Genomic DNA, 18,227 nt, shown 5'->3' on the forward strand with positions numbered 1-18,227 from the left:
TAAATATGAAATACTCACTTGCAATCATTACCTGTTTGTTATCTGCGATTTTATCAAACGCACAGACTAAGCAAACCACTCTTCCTAAAAAAGTAACTCTACCCAATGGCTGGACATTATCGCCTGCCGGCCGTTCATTGCCATTAGGTGATTTGCCATTGAATATTGCTGTTTCGAAAACAAAAAAATTAATGGCCGTTACCAATAATGGACAAAGCGTACAAAGTATTCAGTTGATTAACCCCGTTACTGAAAAGATCCTGGATATTGTTACAGTTCCCAAATCGTGGTATGGACTAAGATTCAGCGGGGACGAAAAATATCTGTATGCCAGTGGTGGCAATGATAACTGGATTTTGAAATATGCCTTGTCCAACAAAAAGCTTCGGTTGGTGGATAGTATTAGGTTGGGAGAAAAATGGCCGGAGAAAATTTCACCGGCAGGGATAGAGATAGATGACCTGGCAAAAAAAATGTTCATTGTTACCAAAGAGAATAATTCTTTATACATCATTGATCTCAGTACAAAAAAGATCACTTACCAGCAATCACTCGGTGAAGCGGCTTATACCTGCTTGTTAGCTGCTAATAAAAAAGAGCTTTACATTTCACTATGGGGAGGAAAAAAAGTGCTTGTATTTGATATTGCTGCCAAAACCATTGTTTCGGAAATTGCCGTGGGAGAAAATCCGAATGAATTACTGTTGTCAAAAAACGGCAGACATCTTTATGTTGCTAATGCCGGTGATAATGCTGTTTCAGTCATAGATATCACACAAAGAAAAGTGCTGGAAGTTTTGAATGCGGCTTTATATCCTGATGCTCCAACCGGCTCTGCCAGCAATGGACTTGCGTTAAGTGAAGATCAAAAAACATTATATGTAGCCAATGCTGATAATAATTGCCTCGCTGTATTTGATGTAAGTAATCCTGGATTTAGTAAATCAAAAGGATTTATTCCAACAGGCTGGTATCCTACCAATGTAAAAGTGATCGGTAAAAAAATATTTGTAAGCAATGGCAAAGGCCTGTCGTCGAAACCGAACAAAAAAGGTCCGGACCCTTCAAAGACCGACCAGGAAGTAAATTACCAGCATGGTGATTACAGGAAACAACAAAGTAAGATCGAATACATCGGTGGTTTGTTTAAGGGAACACTTAGCATTATTGATGAACCAAACATTTCGCAACTGGCTGCCTGGTCCAAAACAGTTTACGAGAACACGCCTTATTCCAAAGAAAAAGAAATGAGTGCCAAAGGTGAACCTGGAAATCCCATCCCAATGAAAGTAGGCGATCCATCGCCGATCAAATATGTATTTTATGTTATCAAGGAAAACAGGACCTACGACCAGGTATTAGGCGATATGCCGGAAGGCAACGGAGATACCAGCCTTGTTTTATTTGGAGAAAAAATAACGCCCAATCAACATAAGCTTGCCAGGGAATTTGTATTGCTTGATAATTTTTATGTGGATGGAGAAGTAAGCGCCGATGGACATAACTGGAGCACTTCTGCAAATGCAAATGATTATTTGGAGAAAACATGGCAAACCAGTTATGGTGGCAGAGGCGGCAATTATGATGCTGAAGGCAATCGTGAAATCGCAAATCCCGACCGGGGTTTTATCTGGGACTATTGCAAGCGGGCCGGTGTCAGCTATAGAACATACGGTGAATTTGCAGATGATTATAAAGCCAACATCAAAGTATTGGAAGATCATTTTTGTCCTTACTACACCAGTTGGGATGAGTCGGTAAGAGACACTACAAGATTTTATCAATGGAAAAGAGAATTTGATTCGTTGTTGGCTGTTAATGCAGTTCCGCGTTTCAATTCGTTACGATTCATTAATGATCATACTGAAGGAGCAAGAGTTGACCGGCCGACTCCATTTGCCCATGTGGCCGACAATGATTTGGCCTGCGGGTTATTTGTAGAATATTTATCCAAAAGCCCGATTTGGAAAGAGACCGCCATTTTTATAATCGAAGATGATGCACAGAATGGCCCCGACCATGTAGATGCGCACAGAAGTACAGCGTATGTAGCAGGTGGATTTGTAAAAAGAAAGTTTGTGGATCACACCATGTATTCCACCAGTTCTATGTTACGGACAATTGAGTTGATACTTGGTTTGCCTCCGATGAGTCAGTATGATGCAGCGGCAGAACCAATGTGGAGATGTTTTACATCTGATTCTGACCTTTCACCCTTTCAATCGGTAGCTGCTAATGTTGATCTGAATGAAAAGAATACAAAAAATACTGCCGGAGCAAGATTAAGCGAAACTTTTGATTTCAGTAAAGAAGACCGCATTCCCGATCTTGTTTTTAGCGAAGTGATCTGGAAAGCAGTAAAAGGTGAAGGCAGCGTCATGCCGGCACCCAGAAGAAGTGCTTTTATAAAGATGGTTGAAGACGACGATGAGGATAAATAGGAAATGATGAAAAAGAAATTAATTGTTATAGCATCGCTGTTTCCTGCCGTTATTGTTTCAGCCCAGCAGGCTGATGAAAAAAAAGATACAGCCATCCGTTCATTAGATGAAGTGGTAGTGACAGCTCAGCGGCATCAGCAGCAAAGCTTACTGGTTCCCTATTCAGTCAGTACAATGTCGCAGCAGTCTATTGCTGAGAGAAATTCCCGAACTACGCCTGAAACATTGATGGGTATGAACGGGGTTTTTGTACAAAAAACAAATCATGGTGGAGGCTCTCCTTTTGTAAGAGGTGTTACCGGTAATCAAACACTTATTTTGGTTGACGGTATCCGTTTAAACAATTCTACTTTCCGGTATGGGCCTAATCAATACCTGAATACCATTGATCCTTTTACCATCAAACGTATTGAAGTGGCAAAGGGTACCGGCTCGGTACAATATGGAACGGACGCAATAGGAGGAGTGGTACATATTCTTACAATTGATCCGCAGTTTGCAACTGGAGAGTCCGCATTGCACGGAAGAGTGGTTGGTAGATACATGACAGATGATATGGAAAAAACGATCCGGGGCGAAGCAATGTATTCGGGCAAAAAGTTTGCCCTGATCACAGGGATTGTAAAAAAGAATTTTGGCGACCTGGTGGGCGGAGATACAACAGGCAGACAATCTCCCTCCGGTTATGATGAATGGTCATGGGATATGAAGGCAAAAATTTTGCTGAAGAAAAACATTCAGCTAACCCTGGCCAACCAGTTTCTGCGGCAAAAAAATGTTCCGGTTTATCATAAAGTTGTTTTGGAAAATTTTGCAGTAAATGAAATGGACCCGCAGCAGCGGTTGCTGAGTTATGCGAGAATAAATATGCAGGGCAAATCTTCTTTTTTTAAAGAAACAGAAATAACATTCTCCTATCAGCAAAACATTGAAGGTCGCAACAGCCGTAAGAATGGAAGCAGCAGTTTGCGCAAAGAAAGAGATGTGATCAGTACCATTGGATTTACTGCCGATATTTTTTCTGAATTTAACAAAACATGGACAGCCAATTCGGGTGTTGAACTCTATTATGATAATGTCGGCAGTACAAGGAAAGACATCAATACACAAACCGGAATGTCATCAAACATGCGTGGATTGTATCCTGATGATTCCCGGTATGGCAATTATTCTTTGTATTCGTTGCATCATTTTGGTTTTGGCAAATGGATCGTGGATGCCGGATTGCGGTTCAATACATTTAATATCAGGATCAGCGATACAACATTAGGCAATGTAAAAATTTCTCCTTCCGCATGGGTAGGTAACGCAGCATTGATGTACCAGCTTAACAAAAGCCAAACTGTTTATGCGGCCTTCAGCAGTGGTTACCGGGCACCGAATGTGGATGATATGGGCACATTGGGTATTGTTGATTTCCGTCACGAGGTGCCAACTTCCGGTCTGAAACCGGAGAAATCACAGCATACAGAGCTGGGGTATAAATTTCAGGCAAAGCGTTTAAGCGGAACGGCGGCCGCTTATTATATGCATTTGACCAACCTGATCACAAGAGTAAAGATGGATGGGCAGGTTATCAACGGTTACCAGGTGTATCAAAAGGAAAATACAGAATCTGCGTTTATAAAGGGGTTTGAAACAGAAATGAATTGGAATGTACTCAAAAATTTGAATGTTGCGGGCAGTATAGCTTATGCATATGGGCAAAGTTTAAGCAGGAAGGAACCATTACGCAGGGTACCACCATTTAATGGCAGACTGATGAGTTCTTATAGAAATACTAAATGGTTGGCGGCGGCAGAATTCCAGTTTGCTTCTCATCAAAAGAGATTGGCGCAAGGAGATAAGGATGATAACCGTATTCCGGCAGGCGGTACGCCGGGCTGGAAAGTGTTTAATTTATTTGGCGGATATAAATTTTCTATAGTTCAATTAAATGCAGGAGTGCAAAATATTTTTAATGAGGATTATAGAACACATGGATCAGGTATCAATGCAGTTGGAAGAAGTGCCTGGTTATCTGTAAACTTAAATTTTTAATTAGATGCGTGGCCAACTTGCCGAAAAGCAGGGATGGTGAAGGTCTAATACCGGAGAAGCAGCAGACGTTGAGTTTTGGGCTTTATGAACAGTTGAATGCCGGCAACTTCTTATAATCAAAGCGCAGGAATGGTATGTTAACCGAAGGTGCATACCGTTTCCTGCCACTATTTTTATTTTATATTACCATCTCTAAGTTAATTGCTCTGCGGTTGGAGTTGGGGTGGATTGGAAGTATCTTCCTTAACAGATTTGATTTTTGTTGCCTTGACTGGTTTTGATTTATTTTCTCTTACTCCCTGGCTCAGCAACTTTGATGCTTTTTTTATCCGGTTACCCCATTTTTTTTCTCCCACATGGATCTTTAGCCATTCCATATTGCTGGATAATTGATTAAATACCTGCAGGAATATTTCTTTCTTCATTGAAGTGCTTTTGTCTTTCTTTTTTTTACCGCCAGCCATGTGTTTACAATTTGATAACTTAAAAATAACGCAAAGGAGCGTCATCCAATGTTAAGTTTTAAGAGTCGGGAGCTGCTTGTAAGTATATGTGCAAGATTTACTCGATTAAGGAAAGAAAACTTTCCTGCATTTTTTAGTTGTATCCAATGCGAAGCCCCGCCGATATGGAGGGGCTTCGCAACTTTTATATGGAGAGTAACAAGGGCCGCTTTCTGCAGCTAAAAATTTAATACAGCCGGCCGGAATAGTGAAATAACTTTGCTTAAAATTTCAACCATGAACTGGCCGGTAATAATTATCATTGGTATTGTCGCCATTGCATTCATTCTTTTCCTGGTTTGGCGAAATGTAAAAGATGAGAAACAATTTGAAGACCAACTAAAGCAGGATTATCACAAAACCAAAGATGAGGAAGGCGATGCCGAGATTGACCAGGTAATGAAGTAGCGGAATAATTTTATAAATGCAACTCCAGTTTTTCCCTCTTCAGCGAAGAGTAGACATTATTAAAAAGATAATCCAGGCACTGCGGCACTGTCTTGCTATAATCCATCTTTAAACTTTTTCGTTCATTCATCCATTTAGTAAAATGATTGCTGAATTCGGCATCAAGGTTTTTCAACGTTAATATGCCCAGCTGTTTCAACGCTGCTGCATTGCACTGTTGTTCGTATTGACTGCGTATTGGCACACTGATAATTTTTTTGCCCATATGCAATGCTTCCGCTGGCGTTTCAAAACCTCCGCCGGTGATAATGCCGGAACAATGGATAAAGCTTTTGTTGAATAAAGCCTTGTTGACCGGAAGCAGGGTAATATGTCCTTGTGTTTTTGGCTGCCTTGTTTGAGAACAAAAGATCTCGAACCGGGTATCTGTAAACGGGCCAAAGATCGAGAGAAGCTGTGGTTCGCAATAGGAGGGAAGATATACGGTGATATAACCGGCATCGGCCGGTTCCGCATTCAGTATTTCCCTTTTAATAACCGGGGTGAAAATAAAATCATCATAGGCTTTAAAATGGAGGCCGATATTATGAGGGGCCTTTGCATAATTTTTCAGCACCCATTCACCGGCCTTGCTTTTTATTGCAGGGCGTGGTGTATGCGTTGATAGAAAGCTGGCCTGGTGCCCGAAATTGACGGATGGAATTTTCTTTTTGGCACAGGCCGCTGCCGTTATATAATCAAAGTCATTGATGATAAGATCATATTTTTCAACGGGCAGATCCCTGATCTCCTGTTTTAAACGCAACGGTTGAAATTCTTTAAACAATTGCCAGAAATCCAGTCCGCCGTTGCAATTATAATATAAGCTCAATCCCTTGCTACGGTATTTAATAGGTGCATCCAATGCCAGGTTACTATTGTCGCCACTTAGAAATATATCAACGCTGCCATATTGTTGCAGGTGAGGTAACAGTTCCATAGCCCTGCTGATATGACCGTTGCCTGTTGCTTGTACTGCATAAAAAATTTTCATAATTGTTTATTTACATCGCTGTTTTTTGCAACGCCAGTGAATGGAGATAAATAGCTATTTCATTGGTCATCACTTCGGGTTGGGGTTTTGCCTGCAGCACTTCCACCGTTTTCATGACAGCGGCATCATAGTTATAAATATGCCAGTCGTCATCATGGTATTCCAAAGCGGTTAGATGTTCCACCCAGTCGCCGGAGTTCATATACGTAACACTGCCTTTATCATTGGTGATTATTCTTTTCTGCGGCTGGTGAATATGACCGCAGATAACGCTGTCGTAATTTTTTTCAATGGCCAGTTCACCGATCAGCGTTTCAAATGCATCAATATTCACCATTCGTTTATGAAACTGCTCCATGATCCTTTTCGATAACGATAATTTTTTCTTTCCCATGAGCTTCATCACCCAATTGACAAAGCCATTAAAGGCTAGTAGTGAGGCATAACCGTTACTGCCCAGTTTTGTCCACAATTTTGCCTGTCCTTTGGTAGTATGATCGAACACATCGCCATGAAAGATCCAGGTCATCTTGCCATTGATCCCGATGACAACTTTATCGGTCAGTTGAAAATTGCCGAGATGAATGTCAGAATAGCGGCGCAGCACTTCATCATGATTGCCGGTGATATAGATCACTCTTGTACCACTGGAAAGAAGTGTAAAGATTTCCTGTATCACCGCCATATGAACGGTGGGAAAATAATGTTTGCTGAACTGCCAGCCATCAATAATGTCACCGTTTAAGATCAGCAGGCGTGGAGAAATACTTTTGAGATAAGTGACGAATTCCCTGGCACGGCTGGCATAGGTGCCGAGATGGAGGTCGGATACTACTGCAACATCAACGGGGCGTTTTTGCATTTCAGGGGTTTGGCAAAGATTGCCATTTTGTTTAAACGCAGTATTACCGAAGTATTATGCAATTGTGATTAGTTAAGGATGGAAAAATGAGCTTATAAACGATGGGATTCTTTCTTAACAAAATAGTGATGGTTCTTTAACATGCTGTTCATAGCTGCTTTCTTTCTTTGCAAAACCTCCGTAAAGTGAAAAACATCTTAGCTTCTGTATTTCTACTTTCTGTTTTGCCTTTGCTGAAGCCGGAAAAATATTTATCAGCAGCAACAACTACCCCACCTATAAAAGACTCCGCAAACAAACAGTCAGCCCCCAACCTCGTCGTCATTACAATCGATGGGTTTCGCTGGCAGGAAATTTATACCGGGGCTGATCCTTCTCTCATTAGCAACACAAACTATACGCCTGATACTGCCACGATGAAAATGTTGTACTGGTCGGATAACGTAAAAGAACGGCGTCAGAAACTGATGCCTTTTTTATGGAGTATCCTTGCTAAAAAAGGACAGCTATATGGAAACAGGCAGGAAGGCAATAAAGTGAACACAGCTAATATTTATAATTTCTCTTATCCCGGTTACAATGAAATACTAACCGGCAATACCGATCTGCTGGTGGCATCCAACAAGCGAAAGCTGAATAGCAATATCAACGTCCTTGAATACCTGAACACAAAAGAGGCGTTCAAAGGCAAAGTGGTGGCCTTTACATCATGGGATGTATTTCCTTTTATATTGAATGAAGAACGAAGCGGTATGCTGGTCAATAGTGGTTATGAAAACATGGGGACCGATAATACTTCTGATAAACAACAGCTCATTGACAAAGTGCAAACAGAAGCTGTTTACAATAAAGGTGGTACCCGCCATGATCAGCTTACATTTTTAACAGCAAAGGAATATTTGCAGCAACATCAGCCGAGGGTTTTATTTCTTGGCCTGGGTGAAACCGATGAGTATGCACACAGCTGCCGATACGATCTGTATCTCGAACAGGCTAATAAGGTAGACCGCATGCTTGCTGAGCTTTGGCATTGGATACAAACCACGCCGGGCTATAAAGACAATACGACGATACTTATCACTACGGACCATGGACGCGGCAGCCGCACGGATAAATGGTCGTCCCACAGTAGTTTTATTCGCGGTTCTTCACAAACCTGGTTAGCATTACTTGGCCCATCTATTGAACCATTAGGAGAAATAAAAGATGAGCAGCAATTATATCAGCAACAGATTGCTGGACTGATAGCAGAGTTGGTAGGAGAAAAGTTTCGGGGTGGTATCCGTGATCAGAACATTGTGTCAAGAAAATAGAAAGCGATTTAATCCTTCCTTCTTTCCAGCGTAAACCCGATTGTAGTACCCACATCTTCTCTGCTACGCACATGAATGGTTTGCCCGTGGGCTTCGACAATGTGTTTGCAGATAGCAAGACCAAGACCGCTACCCGTTACGTCCATACTTCTTCCTTTGTCAGTGCGGTAGAATCGTTCGAAAATGCGTGGAAGGAACTTTTCAGGAATGCCGATGCCATCGTCACTTATTTCAACCAGAACATGTTTTTCATCGGTTTTATACATGCTGGCAACTATGGTTCCATTTTGTTTGCCGTATTTAATAGAATTCTCAACAAGGTTTAATAATACCTGCCTGATTTTTTCTTTGTCGGCAAAAACCATCAAAGGCGACTCGCAACCTTTTTTGATAGAGCAACGAATATTTTTTTGTTCGGCAACAATGGAGATGCTTTCAAACGTTTCTCTGACCAGGTCCTGGATAATAAAATTTTGTTTCAGCAAATGCAATTCGCCTCTTTCCAGTTTGGAAATCTCATCCAGGTCGGCCAACAGGTTGGTAAGACGCTCCACATTGGTGGCAGCTTTTTCCAAAAAACGCTTATTCACTGCAGGGTTTTCCAACGCTCCCTGCAGTAAAGTGTCCACATAGCCTTGTATCGCAAAAATGGGTGTTTTAAATTCATGCGAAAGGTTTTGTAAAAACTCTTTGCGAAACCGCTCGTTGGTTTGCAGCAATTCAATTTCTTCCTTTTTTTCGCTGGCCCAGGCTTCTACATCTTCTCTTACTTCATCAATGCTTTTTTTGGGCAAAATGTATTTGTAATAAGTTTCTTCCCGTTTAGTGGCCTTTGTCTGGTAGATAAACTTATAGATGAGTTTTATCTTTCGATAAATAAAGCGTTCCAGTACAAAAGAGATCAGGAAATAGCTGCCAATAAAAATAACCGCAAAGCAGATCAGCGCAATGATCCAGTCTTTTTCCACATACCAAAGAAATAAACCGATAGGTACGGCCAGTGCCAATGCCGTAAATGCCGAAAGTTGTCGCGGTGAAATATTTTTTATGGAAAACATGTTGCAATTTACTGGTTGCTGGTTACAAGTTACCGGTCAGCCGTAGCGACTATCCCTGTTTTATAGAAATAAGCAGCAATTAAATAACCAGTAACCAGGAATTGGTAACCGGTAACTATAGTTCAAATTTGTATCCTACACCCTTCACCGTAGTAATACAATCAATGCCTAATTTTTGCCTGATCTTACGGATATGCACATCAATGGTTCTGTCGCCAACAATGACATCATTTCCCCAAACCTGGTTGAGTATTTCATTGCGAAGAAATACACGGCCGGGCTTCTGCGCCAACAGGTACAAAAGCTCAAATTCTTTTTTTGCCAGTACCACATCCTGTTTATCGACCTGGGTCATGAAACGTTCAGGATCAATGGTAAGGTTGCCTATTTCGAGCGTCTTGGCTTCCTTTTTATTCAACCGGCGAAACAATGCGTTCACCCTGCTCAAAAATACTTTCGGACTAATGGGTTTGCTTACATAATCGTCAGCGCCTGTTTCCAGGCCTTTGATTTGCGTACTTTCGTCATTGACAGCCGTCAGGAAAATGATTAATGTATCCTTAAAAGCAGGCTGTGCCCGTAAAAGTTGACATACTTCCACCCCCGTTTTTTTAGGCATCATTACATCAAGTACCACCAAATCCGGCATATTACGTCTCGCTTTTTCCAGCGCTTCATCCCCATCCTTTGCTGTGATGACCTCATATCCTTCATTGACCAAATTGTATTTTAGTATTTCTAATATATCCGGTTCGTCATCAGCGATCAGCACTTTGCCTGTTTTATTTTCCATGCCTTTGAAAATTTGCGCAAACCTACTTGGATTTTATAGCACCGGAAAATTTAGGAGGTTTGTTCATACAGACTTAATGATAAGTTAATCTCAGGCATGATTTTGAGGATAAATTACCGGCTGACTATGCCAACCTTTAGTATATATTGACGTCTTTAAAATGTTGGCAGGCAATGGGCTGGCTAATCTCAGGTTTGGTTATTAATTTTGCAATCTGTTCTTATGGCAAAACTGACAAAATATATACTATCTCTTCTTGTACTCCATTTTCTTTCCTCCAGCCTTACAGCGCAGGCGCAAATGGATACCGCCTATCTCAAAAATTTTAAGCCCGAATTTCGCAGGCTCATCAATCATGAGGCCATCGATAAAGAACAAAAATCTTTACTGGCAGCGGATGGAAAGACTGACAACCAGTTTGTTATTTCTACCAACGAGGAAATAAATATGCGCCTGACAAAGGTGATCACCAATGAGATTGATGAATTTCAATATAAGATAGAAACAGATTCGTTATTGGATCACCGGTTGAAAGTAAATTACCTGACGGGTACTTCGAATATCTTAAAATACATCAGGCAAAACTTCCGGAACAGGAAACTGAATGTTTTAAACCTGCCTGTTGTTATAGATGCTTACGAAAAAAGTTTCCGGCAAGATAGGACCGGCCAGAGCATAGAGCCTGTATTAAAACCGCTTCCTTATGATGTAGGTACTGCCATCCTTGCGTCAGGAATATTTGACAAAAATCCGGGCTATCAATCTACCAAAGATTTATTGATATTGAAATATTGTACCCTTCGGCCCGCCGAAACTTTTATTACGCTTAAAGACAATCCAAATGTGCCTTTTGCAGATAGCCTGATAAAAGTAATGGGTAAAAAATACCCCGGTCAATTGTATACCTATGCACAGGCGGGGAATAAACTCGGTGCTATTATCCGCAATATCAACGATGATGAGTTTGTAAAAGCAGTGACGCGGATGTCGAGAAGTAAAAGCGGGCAGCAGTATTTTCCTTTCCTGGATAATATTGTAAAAGGCAAAATGACCTTTGAGGAAGTTGATGCGGCAGAAAGCGATTCGGTTCAGTATTACAGGTTGTTGGTAAAAACACAACTGGATTACATGGACAGGTTTCTGAATAAAGATACAGCCGTTGCTTTCAAAGATCTGACGGCAAAACTGGAAAAGAAAGCCAAGGACATTTTTGTTACAACGATCAACGGCTTGCACAATGAACCCGATGCTGTTCGTTTCCGGTGTCTGCAGCCGCTTAATGCCCAGGAATTATATTACCTCGCAGTATTGACAGACGGACTGATTTATACTTCCAGTTATACCAATGGTGTCTATCCGTTGATGATGAAAAAAATTGGCAATAAGGGCGATTCTTTATTATTAAGTGTGAGGTTCGATCATTATCGAAAATTCATAAGCCAGGCGGCAGCGTATAATACATTGGGCAATTTTCTTTCTACTTTTCCCAGTCATGATGACGCCACCAACCTGATGAAAGCATTTGTAGGCAGATTGGAAAAGTCCGAAGGATTGGAAGATGGAGTAGATGTAGCAGATTCGTACGCCAGCATTATTGAAACCAATAAAAAACTGGCATCCGAAGTTTTGTCGCTGGTGCAGGAGAATTATAAACGTAACCAGGATGAGAACAACACAAAGGGTATTGTGATCTATAATATCCTCAATAAATTGTTTCTGTCGGCAGATTCTACCAAAAATATTGACCTGACAAAAGAACTGGGAATTCCACCGGTTTATAATGTGCCTTTTTCTTCACTTACCAATGACAAAGGAGAAGTAATTGCGCAAGTCTTTTTTTATGGTGATAAAGACGGGCAGAGTATATTCAGTGGCTTTCAAAGTATGTTTGCCGGTGGCAACTGGACCATCGATCGCAGCAACCCGCAATGGATCGTAATTAAATCTATAAAAGGTAAACCGGTGCTCATCTATGCCAATAAGCCTCTTCCTGAAGAAACGGGTGAGGACGATAGGGCGCAGCAGGCATTGGGAGAATACCTTGAAAAAAATAATCTTCACCCAACTGTTACTATCCATCGCGGACATAGCTATTTTGCCAATTCAACAATCGGCTATATGGATCCTGCATCCCGCATTGTTTTCATGGGATCATGCGGTGGTTTTCATTTGATCGATTCTATTCTGCATAAGTCATCCGATGCACATATTATCGCTTCCAAGCAAATTGGTAAAACAGCCATTAACAAGCCCTTCTTCCAATTGCTGACAGAAAAACTGAGAAATGGTAATGGCATAGATTGGTTGCCATTCTGGAAAGAATTCAAATCAAAAACTGCCGTAGAAGGTTTTGAAGATTACATTCCGCCTTATAAAAACCTTGGCGCTATCTTTATTAAAGCATATCGCAAAGCTGCAGGAGAAGAAACAGGTGATTTATAAAAGACAAATACCGGTTGTATATTTTAACATGTCACTCATCATTTCAGCCTGTTAGCTCATAGGTTTATTCCTACATTTGCTGTTTCTATAATTGAACGTCTTGTCAGAAACTTCGCCAAAAAAATTTGATATCGCTGTATTGCGACGGGTATTCGGATACGCTGCTCCTTATAAGCGAAAATTATATATATCCGTTATTCTTGCTATTCTCCTGGCCTTCATTACACCGGTAAGGCCCCTGCTGATACAATTAACGGTAAATAAATATATCGCTGACTCGATAGCAGATATGGTGGTTACCATTACGCTAATCCAGGTTGGACTGATACTGCTGGAAACCGCCATGCGTTTTTTCTTCTCTTTTGCCACTGCATGGCTTGGCCAATCGGTAGTAAAAGATATGCGGATTGCTGTTTATAAAAAGATACTGGGGTTAAATCTTTCGCAGTTTGATAAAACGCCGATCGGTACGCTGACCACCCGAACCATCAATGATATCGAGTCCATCAACGATATCTTTGCCGAAGGCCTTGTTCCTATCATTGCTGATCTTTTATCAATAGCCTGTGTATTAGCCTATATGTTTTGGGCCGACTGGCAGTTGACACTTATTGCACTGATTCCGTTTCCCATTATAATTATCGCTACTTATTATTTTAAAGAAAGTATCAATGTATCTTTCTTTAAAGTGCGTAATGCAGTGGCGAGCCTGAATGCATTTGTGCAGGAACACCTGACTGGCATGCAGGTGGTGCAGTCTTTTGCCTCCGAAGAGAGAGAGTTTCAAAAATTCAGGAAAATAAACCGCCAGCATCGCAATGCTAACATCAAAGCCATATTTGCTTATTCCGTTTTTTTCCCTGTAGTGGAAATTGTACTGGCCCTTTCTATCGGGCTCGTGGTATGGTGGACCGCAAGAGAAGCCTTGTCGCTTCAGCAGAGCCAGCAAGGGGTTGTCATTTCATTTATTCTTTGTTTGAACCTGCTGTTCCGTCCTTTACGGGTGTTGGCCGATAAGTTTAATGTATTGCAAATGGGAGTGGTAGCGAGCGAACGGGTTTTTAAAATATTGGATAATGATGACTTTATTCCTGAATCACATGAGCCTGCTTATAAACCAGACACTGCCGTTGAAGGCAAGGTAGAGTTGGACAAAGTTTGGTTTGCCTATAAAGATGAACACTACGTATTAAAAGACATTAGTTTCCTGATAAAACCCGGGGAAACGGTTGCCATTGTAGGTCACACAGGTAGTGGAAAGACAACAATCATCAGTTTGCTGAACCGGCTATACCATATTCAAAAAGGAGCTATTCGGATTGACGATGTAAATATTGAAAAATATGACCTTGACTTTCTAAGAAAAAATATCGGGGTGGTGTTACAGGATGTATTTCTTTTTTCTGGTTCGGTGATGGACAATATTACGCTGCGCAATCCCGACATTCCGAAAGAAAAAGTGATTGAGGCGGCAAAACTGATCGATATGCATGATTTTATCATGCAACTGCCCGGGGGGTATGATTACAATGTGATGGAAAGAGGGGCTACACTTTCTATGGGACAACGGCAATTATTGTCTTTTATCCGTGCCTTGTTGTACAATCCTGCTATATTGATCCTGGATGAAGCTACTTCCTCCGTCGATACGGAAAGTGAACAACTCATTCAGCATGCTATCGATACATTGATCCAGGGCAGAACTGCTATCGTCATTGCTCACCGGCTATCCACCATACGAAAAGCAGATAAAATTATCGTTCTGGATAAAGGTGAAATTAAAGAAATGGGCAGCCATGAAGAGCTTTTACAAAAAGGCGGCTTTTATAGTCAATTACATGAAATGCAATTCGAAAAGCACCCGGTAAAGCTATAAAAATCTAATATTTTTAGTATTTTGCGTGGGTGAAAAAGTACAACGATAATAACCATAGTCAGCCTTCAAAAGTTGAAGAATCCTCTATTCCATATATGAGGCATTTTTCTTCCCAGGAAGACGCTGAAAAGTTCAACATGATTCAAAATATTGAGCTCAGTGATATGGAGAAATTCCGGCTTTTTTGTCGCATGATGAGGATCGGCAAGATGCTCGCCTCTGCAAAAATTGTTAAATAATCCTATTTTATTTTATGGATGTGATGGATGAAGGTTTGCTGGAGTTTTGGAAAGTCCTGAATAATCATCATGTTCAATATATAATGGTCGGTGGCTTTGCGGTTAACATGAATGGCTATATCAGGGCCACAAAAAACTCGGACATTTGGTTGCATGATACCCTGGAAAACCGCAAAAACTTCAGAAGGGCTTACGCCGAATTAGGATATGGCGATTTTGAATCATTTGAAACGATGGACTTTGTACCCGGATGGACACAATTTTACATTTCCGGAGGACTTGTATTAGATATAATGACCTCCATGAAAGGATTGGAAAATAAAACTTTTGAAGAATGCCTGGCTCAGGCAAGAATAGCTGACTTAGATGGCGTAAGGGTCCCGTTCCTTCACCTAAACGACCTGTTAACCAATAAAAAAGCAGTCGGACGACCAAAGGACCAACTTGACGTTTTAGAGCTTGAAAAGATTAAAAAATACCTGGAAGAAAAAGGCAGGGAGTAATTTTCTTAAATCAAGGTTTTTCACCTACCCGCCCTTATCTTTGCGCCAAATTTCAGGACCCCGTATGGCATTCAGACCTTTCAAATCCTTATCAGTAGCGGTTTTCAGTCTGTTTCTTGTTCTTTTTTCTAATACAGCTTTGGCTGGTGAAGGAGAGGGAGCGGAGGCCAAATTTGACCCAGGTAAGGAAATGCTGGATCACATAGCCGATGCCCACGAATTTCACTTTTTTACCATAAAAAAAGAGGATGGGCATGACTTTCACGCTACATTACCTCTGCCGGTGATCCTTTATTCTCCTCAAAGAGGTCTGGACTTTTTCATGTCGTCAAAATTTCACCATGGTGAGGAAATTCACAATGGCTATAAGTTGGAAGGACATGATATTGCTGCAGTGAAAGAAGATGGTACAGTGGATGAGGCTGTAAAAGTGTATGATTTTTCGTTGACCAAGAATGTGGTGCAGATGTTCCTGGCTTTGCTGGTACTGTTTTTAATTCTCACCAACATGGCTAAGAAATATAAATCGGGGCAAGGTGTTACTTCAGCACCAAAAGGCTTACAAAATGCCATCGAGCCTGTGATCATGTTTGTAAGAGATGATATAGCCAAACCGAACCTTAGTCACAAATACAAAAAATATTTACCCTACCTGCTCACTGTTTTCTTTTTCATCCTGATCAACAACTTATTTGGGTTGATCCCGGGTAGTGCGAATGTTACGGGCAATATTGCCTTCACCGCTGTGCTGGGTCTGATTTCACTGGTAGTGATTCTTTTCAGCACCAACAGTCATTTTTGGGGTCATATATTTTGGTTTCCTGGTGTGCCGGTACCGGTCAAAATATTGATGTTACCGGTAGAGCTGTTGGGTGTGTTTACTAAACCTTTTGCGCTTATTATCAGGTTGTTCGCCAACATGACGGCCGGGCACATCATTATATTGAGCTTCGTGAGTTTGATCTTCATTTTTGCAGAAATGACCAAAACCGCCGGCGTGGCCTTTGCGCCAGTGTCTATTGCCTTTGCGGTATTTATTTACGTGATTGAAATTTTGGTGGCCTTTATCCAGGCATATATATTCACTAATCTGACAGCGGTGTTTATCAGCCAGGCAATCGGTGACCCTCATTTTGAAGAGGACCCGCATCATTAATAGCATAAGTTTTTTATTAATTATAAAATCAGAGTCATGGATTTAATGAACATTCTGTTGGAAGTTTCTGGAAGCTGGTCTCACTTTGGTGGTGCCGTTGGTGCTGGTTTAGCTGCCATTGGTGCTGGAATCGGTATCGGTCAGATCGGTAAAGGTGCTACTGAAGCTATTGCCCGTCAGCCAGAAGCTGCAAACGACATCCGTGGTGGTATGATCCTGACAGCTGCCTTCGTAGAAGGTGTGGCGCTGTTTGCGGTAATCGCTGGTTTATTGGCGGTTCTGAAGTAATCATACTTCCCAAAATCAGTACTGTACCTGAAGCACAGGGCGGAGGGTGCAGTTACTTAAAAGTTTTTGAATTAAAGATTTATAATATTTACTTCTATGAGTTTGTTAACTCCCCATCTTGGTTTTTTTGTCTGGACAATAGTAGCCTTTGTGGTAGTGCTGTTATTGTTGAAAAAATTTGCGTGGAAGCCCATTCTTAAATCATTGAATGAAAGAGAAAGCAATATCGCCAACTCAATTGCAGCCGCCGAACAAGTTAAAGCGGAGATGGCTCAAATGAAGAGTGAAAATGAAGCTTTATTAGCAAAAGCCCGTGAGGAAAGAGCGCAGATGCTGAAAGAGGCAAGAGAAACAAAGGATAAGATTATTAACGAGGCAAAAGACCAGGCAAAGGTTGAGGCAAATAAGATTATCGTAGAGGCACAAGCTGCCATTGAAACCCAAAAAATGGCGGCCATCACCGACGTAAAAAACCAGGTTGGTAAACTTGTAATCGAAGTAAGTGAGAAAGTCTTAAGAAGAGAATTAGGTGGCAAAGAATCACAGGAAGCTCATATTAAAGGGCTCGTTGACGAAGTAAAATTGAATTAAGGAACAAGGCGCAAGGTACAAGGCACAGGCATCAACTTGTACCTTGCACCTTGTAGCTGAAACTTTTTAAAAATATGCCGAATCCACGTTTAGCGTCCCGTTACGCAAAATCAATACTTGACCTGGCTATTGAAAAAGGTAAGCTGGAGCAGGTATACGCAGATATGGAATTGTTGCAACAGATCTGCAAAAACAATCCTGATTTTGTGAGCTTGCTGAAAAGTCCGGTGGTAAAGTCGGACACAAAAAAGAAAATTGTTGAGGCAGTTACTAAAGGGAGGATCTCTGAAATAACTGCTGCTTTTAATTCATTATTGATCAATAAAGGAAGAGAAAGCAATTTACCTGAGATCACTACGGCTTTTATCAGCCAATATAAAGAGCACAAGGATATTCACCCGGTAAAACTGACCACAGCGGTACCACTTACAGATGAAGTAAGGAGGGTAATCGCTGACCAGGTTAGAAAAGCCAGTGGTTATGATAATATTGAATTAGAAGAAAAAGTGGATCAGGATATCATAGGTGGATTTGTGTTACAGGTTGGAGACAAACTGGTTGATGCGAGCATTGCATACGACCTGAAAACAATAGCCCGCCAGTTTGAGAATAATGACTTTATCTATAAGATAAGATAGGGTGCGGCGAGTCGTGAATAGGGGAACCGAAAACTGGAAACAA

General features: G+C 41.2%; 16 protein-coding genes. 11 read left to right on the forward strand and 5 right to left on the reverse strand.

The features are described 5' to 3' along the window. The first annotated feature begins 5 nt into the window (after positions 1–5). Positions 6–2,441 (forward strand): bifunctional YncE family protein/alkaline phosphatase family protein, encoded by a 2,436-nt coding sequence (locus ACFEL9_RS14195; protein ID WP_385891149.1) that lies wholly within the window; start codon positions 6–8, stop codon positions 2,439–2,441. Between the two features lie 6 nt (positions 2,442–2,447). Further along, entirely contained in the window at positions 2,448–4,481 is a 2,034-nt protein-coding gene (locus ACFEL9_RS14200) for a TonB-dependent receptor plug domain-containing protein (RefSeq protein ID WP_385891151.1), read from the forward strand. 197 nt (positions 4,482–4,678) lie between these two features. Here ACFEL9_RS14200 and ACFEL9_RS14205 read toward each other — a convergent pair whose 3' ends face one another. Continuing rightward, positions 4,679–4,945 (reverse strand): hypothetical protein, encoded by a 267-nt coding sequence (locus tag ACFEL9_RS14205; protein WP_385891154.1) that lies wholly within the window; start codon positions 4,943–4,945, stop codon positions 4,679–4,681. A gap of 276 nt (positions 4,946–5,221) precedes the next feature. Here ACFEL9_RS14205 and ACFEL9_RS14210 point away from each other — a divergent pair, with 276 nt between their 5' ends. Next, positions 5,222–5,392 carry a hypothetical protein gene (locus ACFEL9_RS14210; RefSeq protein WP_385891157.1) on the forward strand — a complete coding sequence of 57 codons (171 nt, stop codon included), beginning with the start codon at positions 5,222–5,224 and terminating at the stop codon, positions 5,390–5,392. Between the two features lie 10 nt (positions 5,393–5,402). Here ACFEL9_RS14210 and ACFEL9_RS14215 read toward each other — a convergent pair whose 3' ends face one another. Together ACFEL9_RS14215 and ACFEL9_RS14220 are read right to left on the reverse strand one after the other, a co-directional pair. Continuing rightward, on the reverse strand, positions 5,403–6,425 hold the full coding sequence (locus tag ACFEL9_RS14215) for a glycosyltransferase family protein (RefSeq protein WP_385891160.1): 1,023 nt from the start codon (positions 6,423–6,425) through the stop codon (positions 5,403–5,405). A 10-nt stretch (positions 6,426–6,435) separates the two neighbouring features. Next, complete coding sequence (locus tag ACFEL9_RS14220; protein WP_385891162.1) at positions 6,436–7,287, reverse strand: UDP-2,3-diacylglucosamine diphosphatase; 852 nt, start codon at positions 7,285–7,287, stop codon at positions 6,436–6,438. A gap of 185 nt (positions 7,288–7,472) precedes the next feature. Between ACFEL9_RS14220 and ACFEL9_RS14225 the strand changes: the two genes are divergently transcribed. Beyond that, entirely contained in the window at positions 7,473–8,600 is a 1,128-nt protein-coding gene (locus ACFEL9_RS14225) for an alkaline phosphatase family protein (protein ID WP_385891165.1), read from the forward strand. Positions 8,601–8,608: 8 nt separating this feature from the next. Here ACFEL9_RS14225 and ACFEL9_RS14230 read toward each other — a convergent pair whose 3' ends face one another. Next, on the reverse strand, positions 8,609–9,658 hold the full coding sequence (locus tag ACFEL9_RS14230) for a sensor histidine kinase (protein WP_385891168.1): 1,050 nt from the start codon (positions 9,656–9,658) through the stop codon (positions 8,609–8,611). Between the two features lie 115 nt (positions 9,659–9,773). Beyond that, a complete protein-coding gene (locus ACFEL9_RS14235) occupies positions 9,774–10,451 on the reverse strand; it encodes a response regulator transcription factor (protein WP_385891170.1) in 678 nt (225 codons plus the stop codon). Positions 10,452–10,673: 222 nt separating this feature from the next. On the opposite strand from ACFEL9_RS14235, the gene ACFEL9_RS14240 reads away from it, so the two are divergent. From ACFEL9_RS14240 to atpH, 7 genes are all read left to right on the forward strand, one after another. After that, positions 10,674–12,893, forward strand: a complete 2,220-nt coding sequence (locus tag ACFEL9_RS14240) for a hypothetical protein (protein WP_385891172.1) — start codon at positions 10,674–10,676, stop codon at positions 12,891–12,893. A gap of 100 nt (positions 12,894–12,993) precedes the next feature. After that, positions 12,994–14,769 carry an ABC transporter ATP-binding protein gene (locus tag ACFEL9_RS14245; protein WP_385891175.1) on the forward strand — a complete coding sequence of 592 codons (1,776 nt, stop codon included), beginning with the start codon at positions 12,994–12,996 and terminating at the stop codon, positions 14,767–14,769. Between the two features lie 253 nt (positions 14,770–15,022). Continuing rightward, positions 15,023–15,511, forward strand: a complete 489-nt coding sequence (locus ACFEL9_RS14250; protein WP_385891178.1) for a hypothetical protein — start codon at positions 15,023–15,025, stop codon at positions 15,509–15,511. Between the two features lie 64 nt (positions 15,512–15,575). Beyond that, positions 15,576–16,667, forward strand: coding sequence for a F0F1 ATP synthase subunit A (atpB, locus tag ACFEL9_RS14255; RefSeq protein WP_385891181.1), 1,092 nt, complete (start codon positions 15,576–15,578; stop codon positions 16,665–16,667). Positions 16,668–16,703: 36 nt separating this feature from the next. Next, on the forward strand, positions 16,704–16,955 hold the full coding sequence (atpE, locus tag ACFEL9_RS14260; protein WP_276503165.1) for an ATP synthase F0 subunit C: 252 nt from the start codon (positions 16,704–16,706) through the stop codon (positions 16,953–16,955). Between the two features lie 96 nt (positions 16,956–17,051). Then, positions 17,052–17,546, forward strand: coding sequence for a F0F1 ATP synthase subunit B (atpF, locus tag ACFEL9_RS14265; protein WP_385891184.1), 495 nt, complete (start codon positions 17,052–17,054; stop codon positions 17,544–17,546). Between the two features lie 74 nt (positions 17,547–17,620). After that, the gene (gene atpH, locus ACFEL9_RS14270; protein ID WP_385891187.1) at positions 17,621–18,184 is read left to right on the forward strand and encodes an ATP synthase F1 subunit delta; all 564 of its coding nucleotides are present in this window, start codon (positions 17,621–17,623) and stop codon (positions 18,182–18,184) included. Positions 18,185–18,227 lie beyond the last annotated feature (43 nt).

The organism is Terrimonas alba (assembly GCF_042434975.1).
GTDB lineage: Bacteria > Bacteroidota > Bacteroidia > Chitinophagales > Chitinophagaceae > Terrimonas_B > Terrimonas_B alba.

Excerpts from the sequence above, each read along its gene's own strand:
- ACFEL9_RS14195 (WP_385891149.1), top strand. The coding sequence starts at position 6 with ATGAAATACTCACTTGCAATCATTACCTGTTTGTTATCTGCGATTTTA.
- ACFEL9_RS14200 (WP_385891151.1), top strand. The coding sequence starts at position 2,448 with ATGAAAAAGAAATTAATTGTTATAGCATCGCTGTTTCCTGCCGTTATT.
- ACFEL9_RS14205 (WP_385891154.1), bottom strand. The coding sequence starts at position 4,945 with ATGGCTGGCGGTAAAAAAAAGAAAGACAAAAGCACTTCAATGAAGAAA.
- ACFEL9_RS14210 (WP_385891157.1), top strand. The coding sequence starts at position 5,222 with ATGAACTGGCCGGTAATAATTATCATTGGTATTGTCGCCATTGCATTC.
- ACFEL9_RS14215 (WP_385891160.1), bottom strand. The coding sequence starts at position 6,425 with ATGAAAATTTTTTATGCAGTACAAGCAACAGGCAACGGTCATATCAGC.
- ACFEL9_RS14220 (WP_385891162.1), bottom strand. The coding sequence starts at position 7,287 with ATGCAAAAACGCCCCGTTGATGTTGCAGTAGTATCCGACCTCCATCTC.
- ACFEL9_RS14230 (WP_385891168.1), bottom strand. The coding sequence starts at position 9,658 with ATGTTTTCCATAAAAAATATTTCACCGCGACAACTTTCGGCATTTACG.
- ACFEL9_RS14235 (WP_385891170.1), bottom strand. The coding sequence starts at position 10,451 with ATGGAAAATAAAACAGGCAAAGTGCTGATCGCTGATGACGAACCGGAT.
- ACFEL9_RS14240 (WP_385891172.1), top strand. The coding sequence starts at position 10,674 with ATGGCAAAACTGACAAAATATATACTATCTCTTCTTGTACTCCATTTT.
- ACFEL9_RS14250 (WP_385891178.1), top strand. The coding sequence starts at position 15,023 with ATGGATGTGATGGATGAAGGTTTGCTGGAGTTTTGGAAAGTCCTGAAT.
- atpB (WP_385891181.1), top strand. The coding sequence starts at position 15,576 with ATGGCATTCAGACCTTTCAAATCCTTATCAGTAGCGGTTTTCAGTCTG.
- atpE (WP_276503165.1), top strand. The coding sequence starts at position 16,704 with ATGGATTTAATGAACATTCTGTTGGAAGTTTCTGGAAGCTGGTCTCAC.
- atpF (WP_385891184.1), top strand. The coding sequence starts at position 17,052 with ATGAGTTTGTTAACTCCCCATCTTGGTTTTTTTGTCTGGACAATAGTA.
- atpH (WP_385891187.1), top strand. The coding sequence starts at position 17,621 with ATGCCGAATCCACGTTTAGCGTCCCGTTACGCAAAATCAATACTTGAC.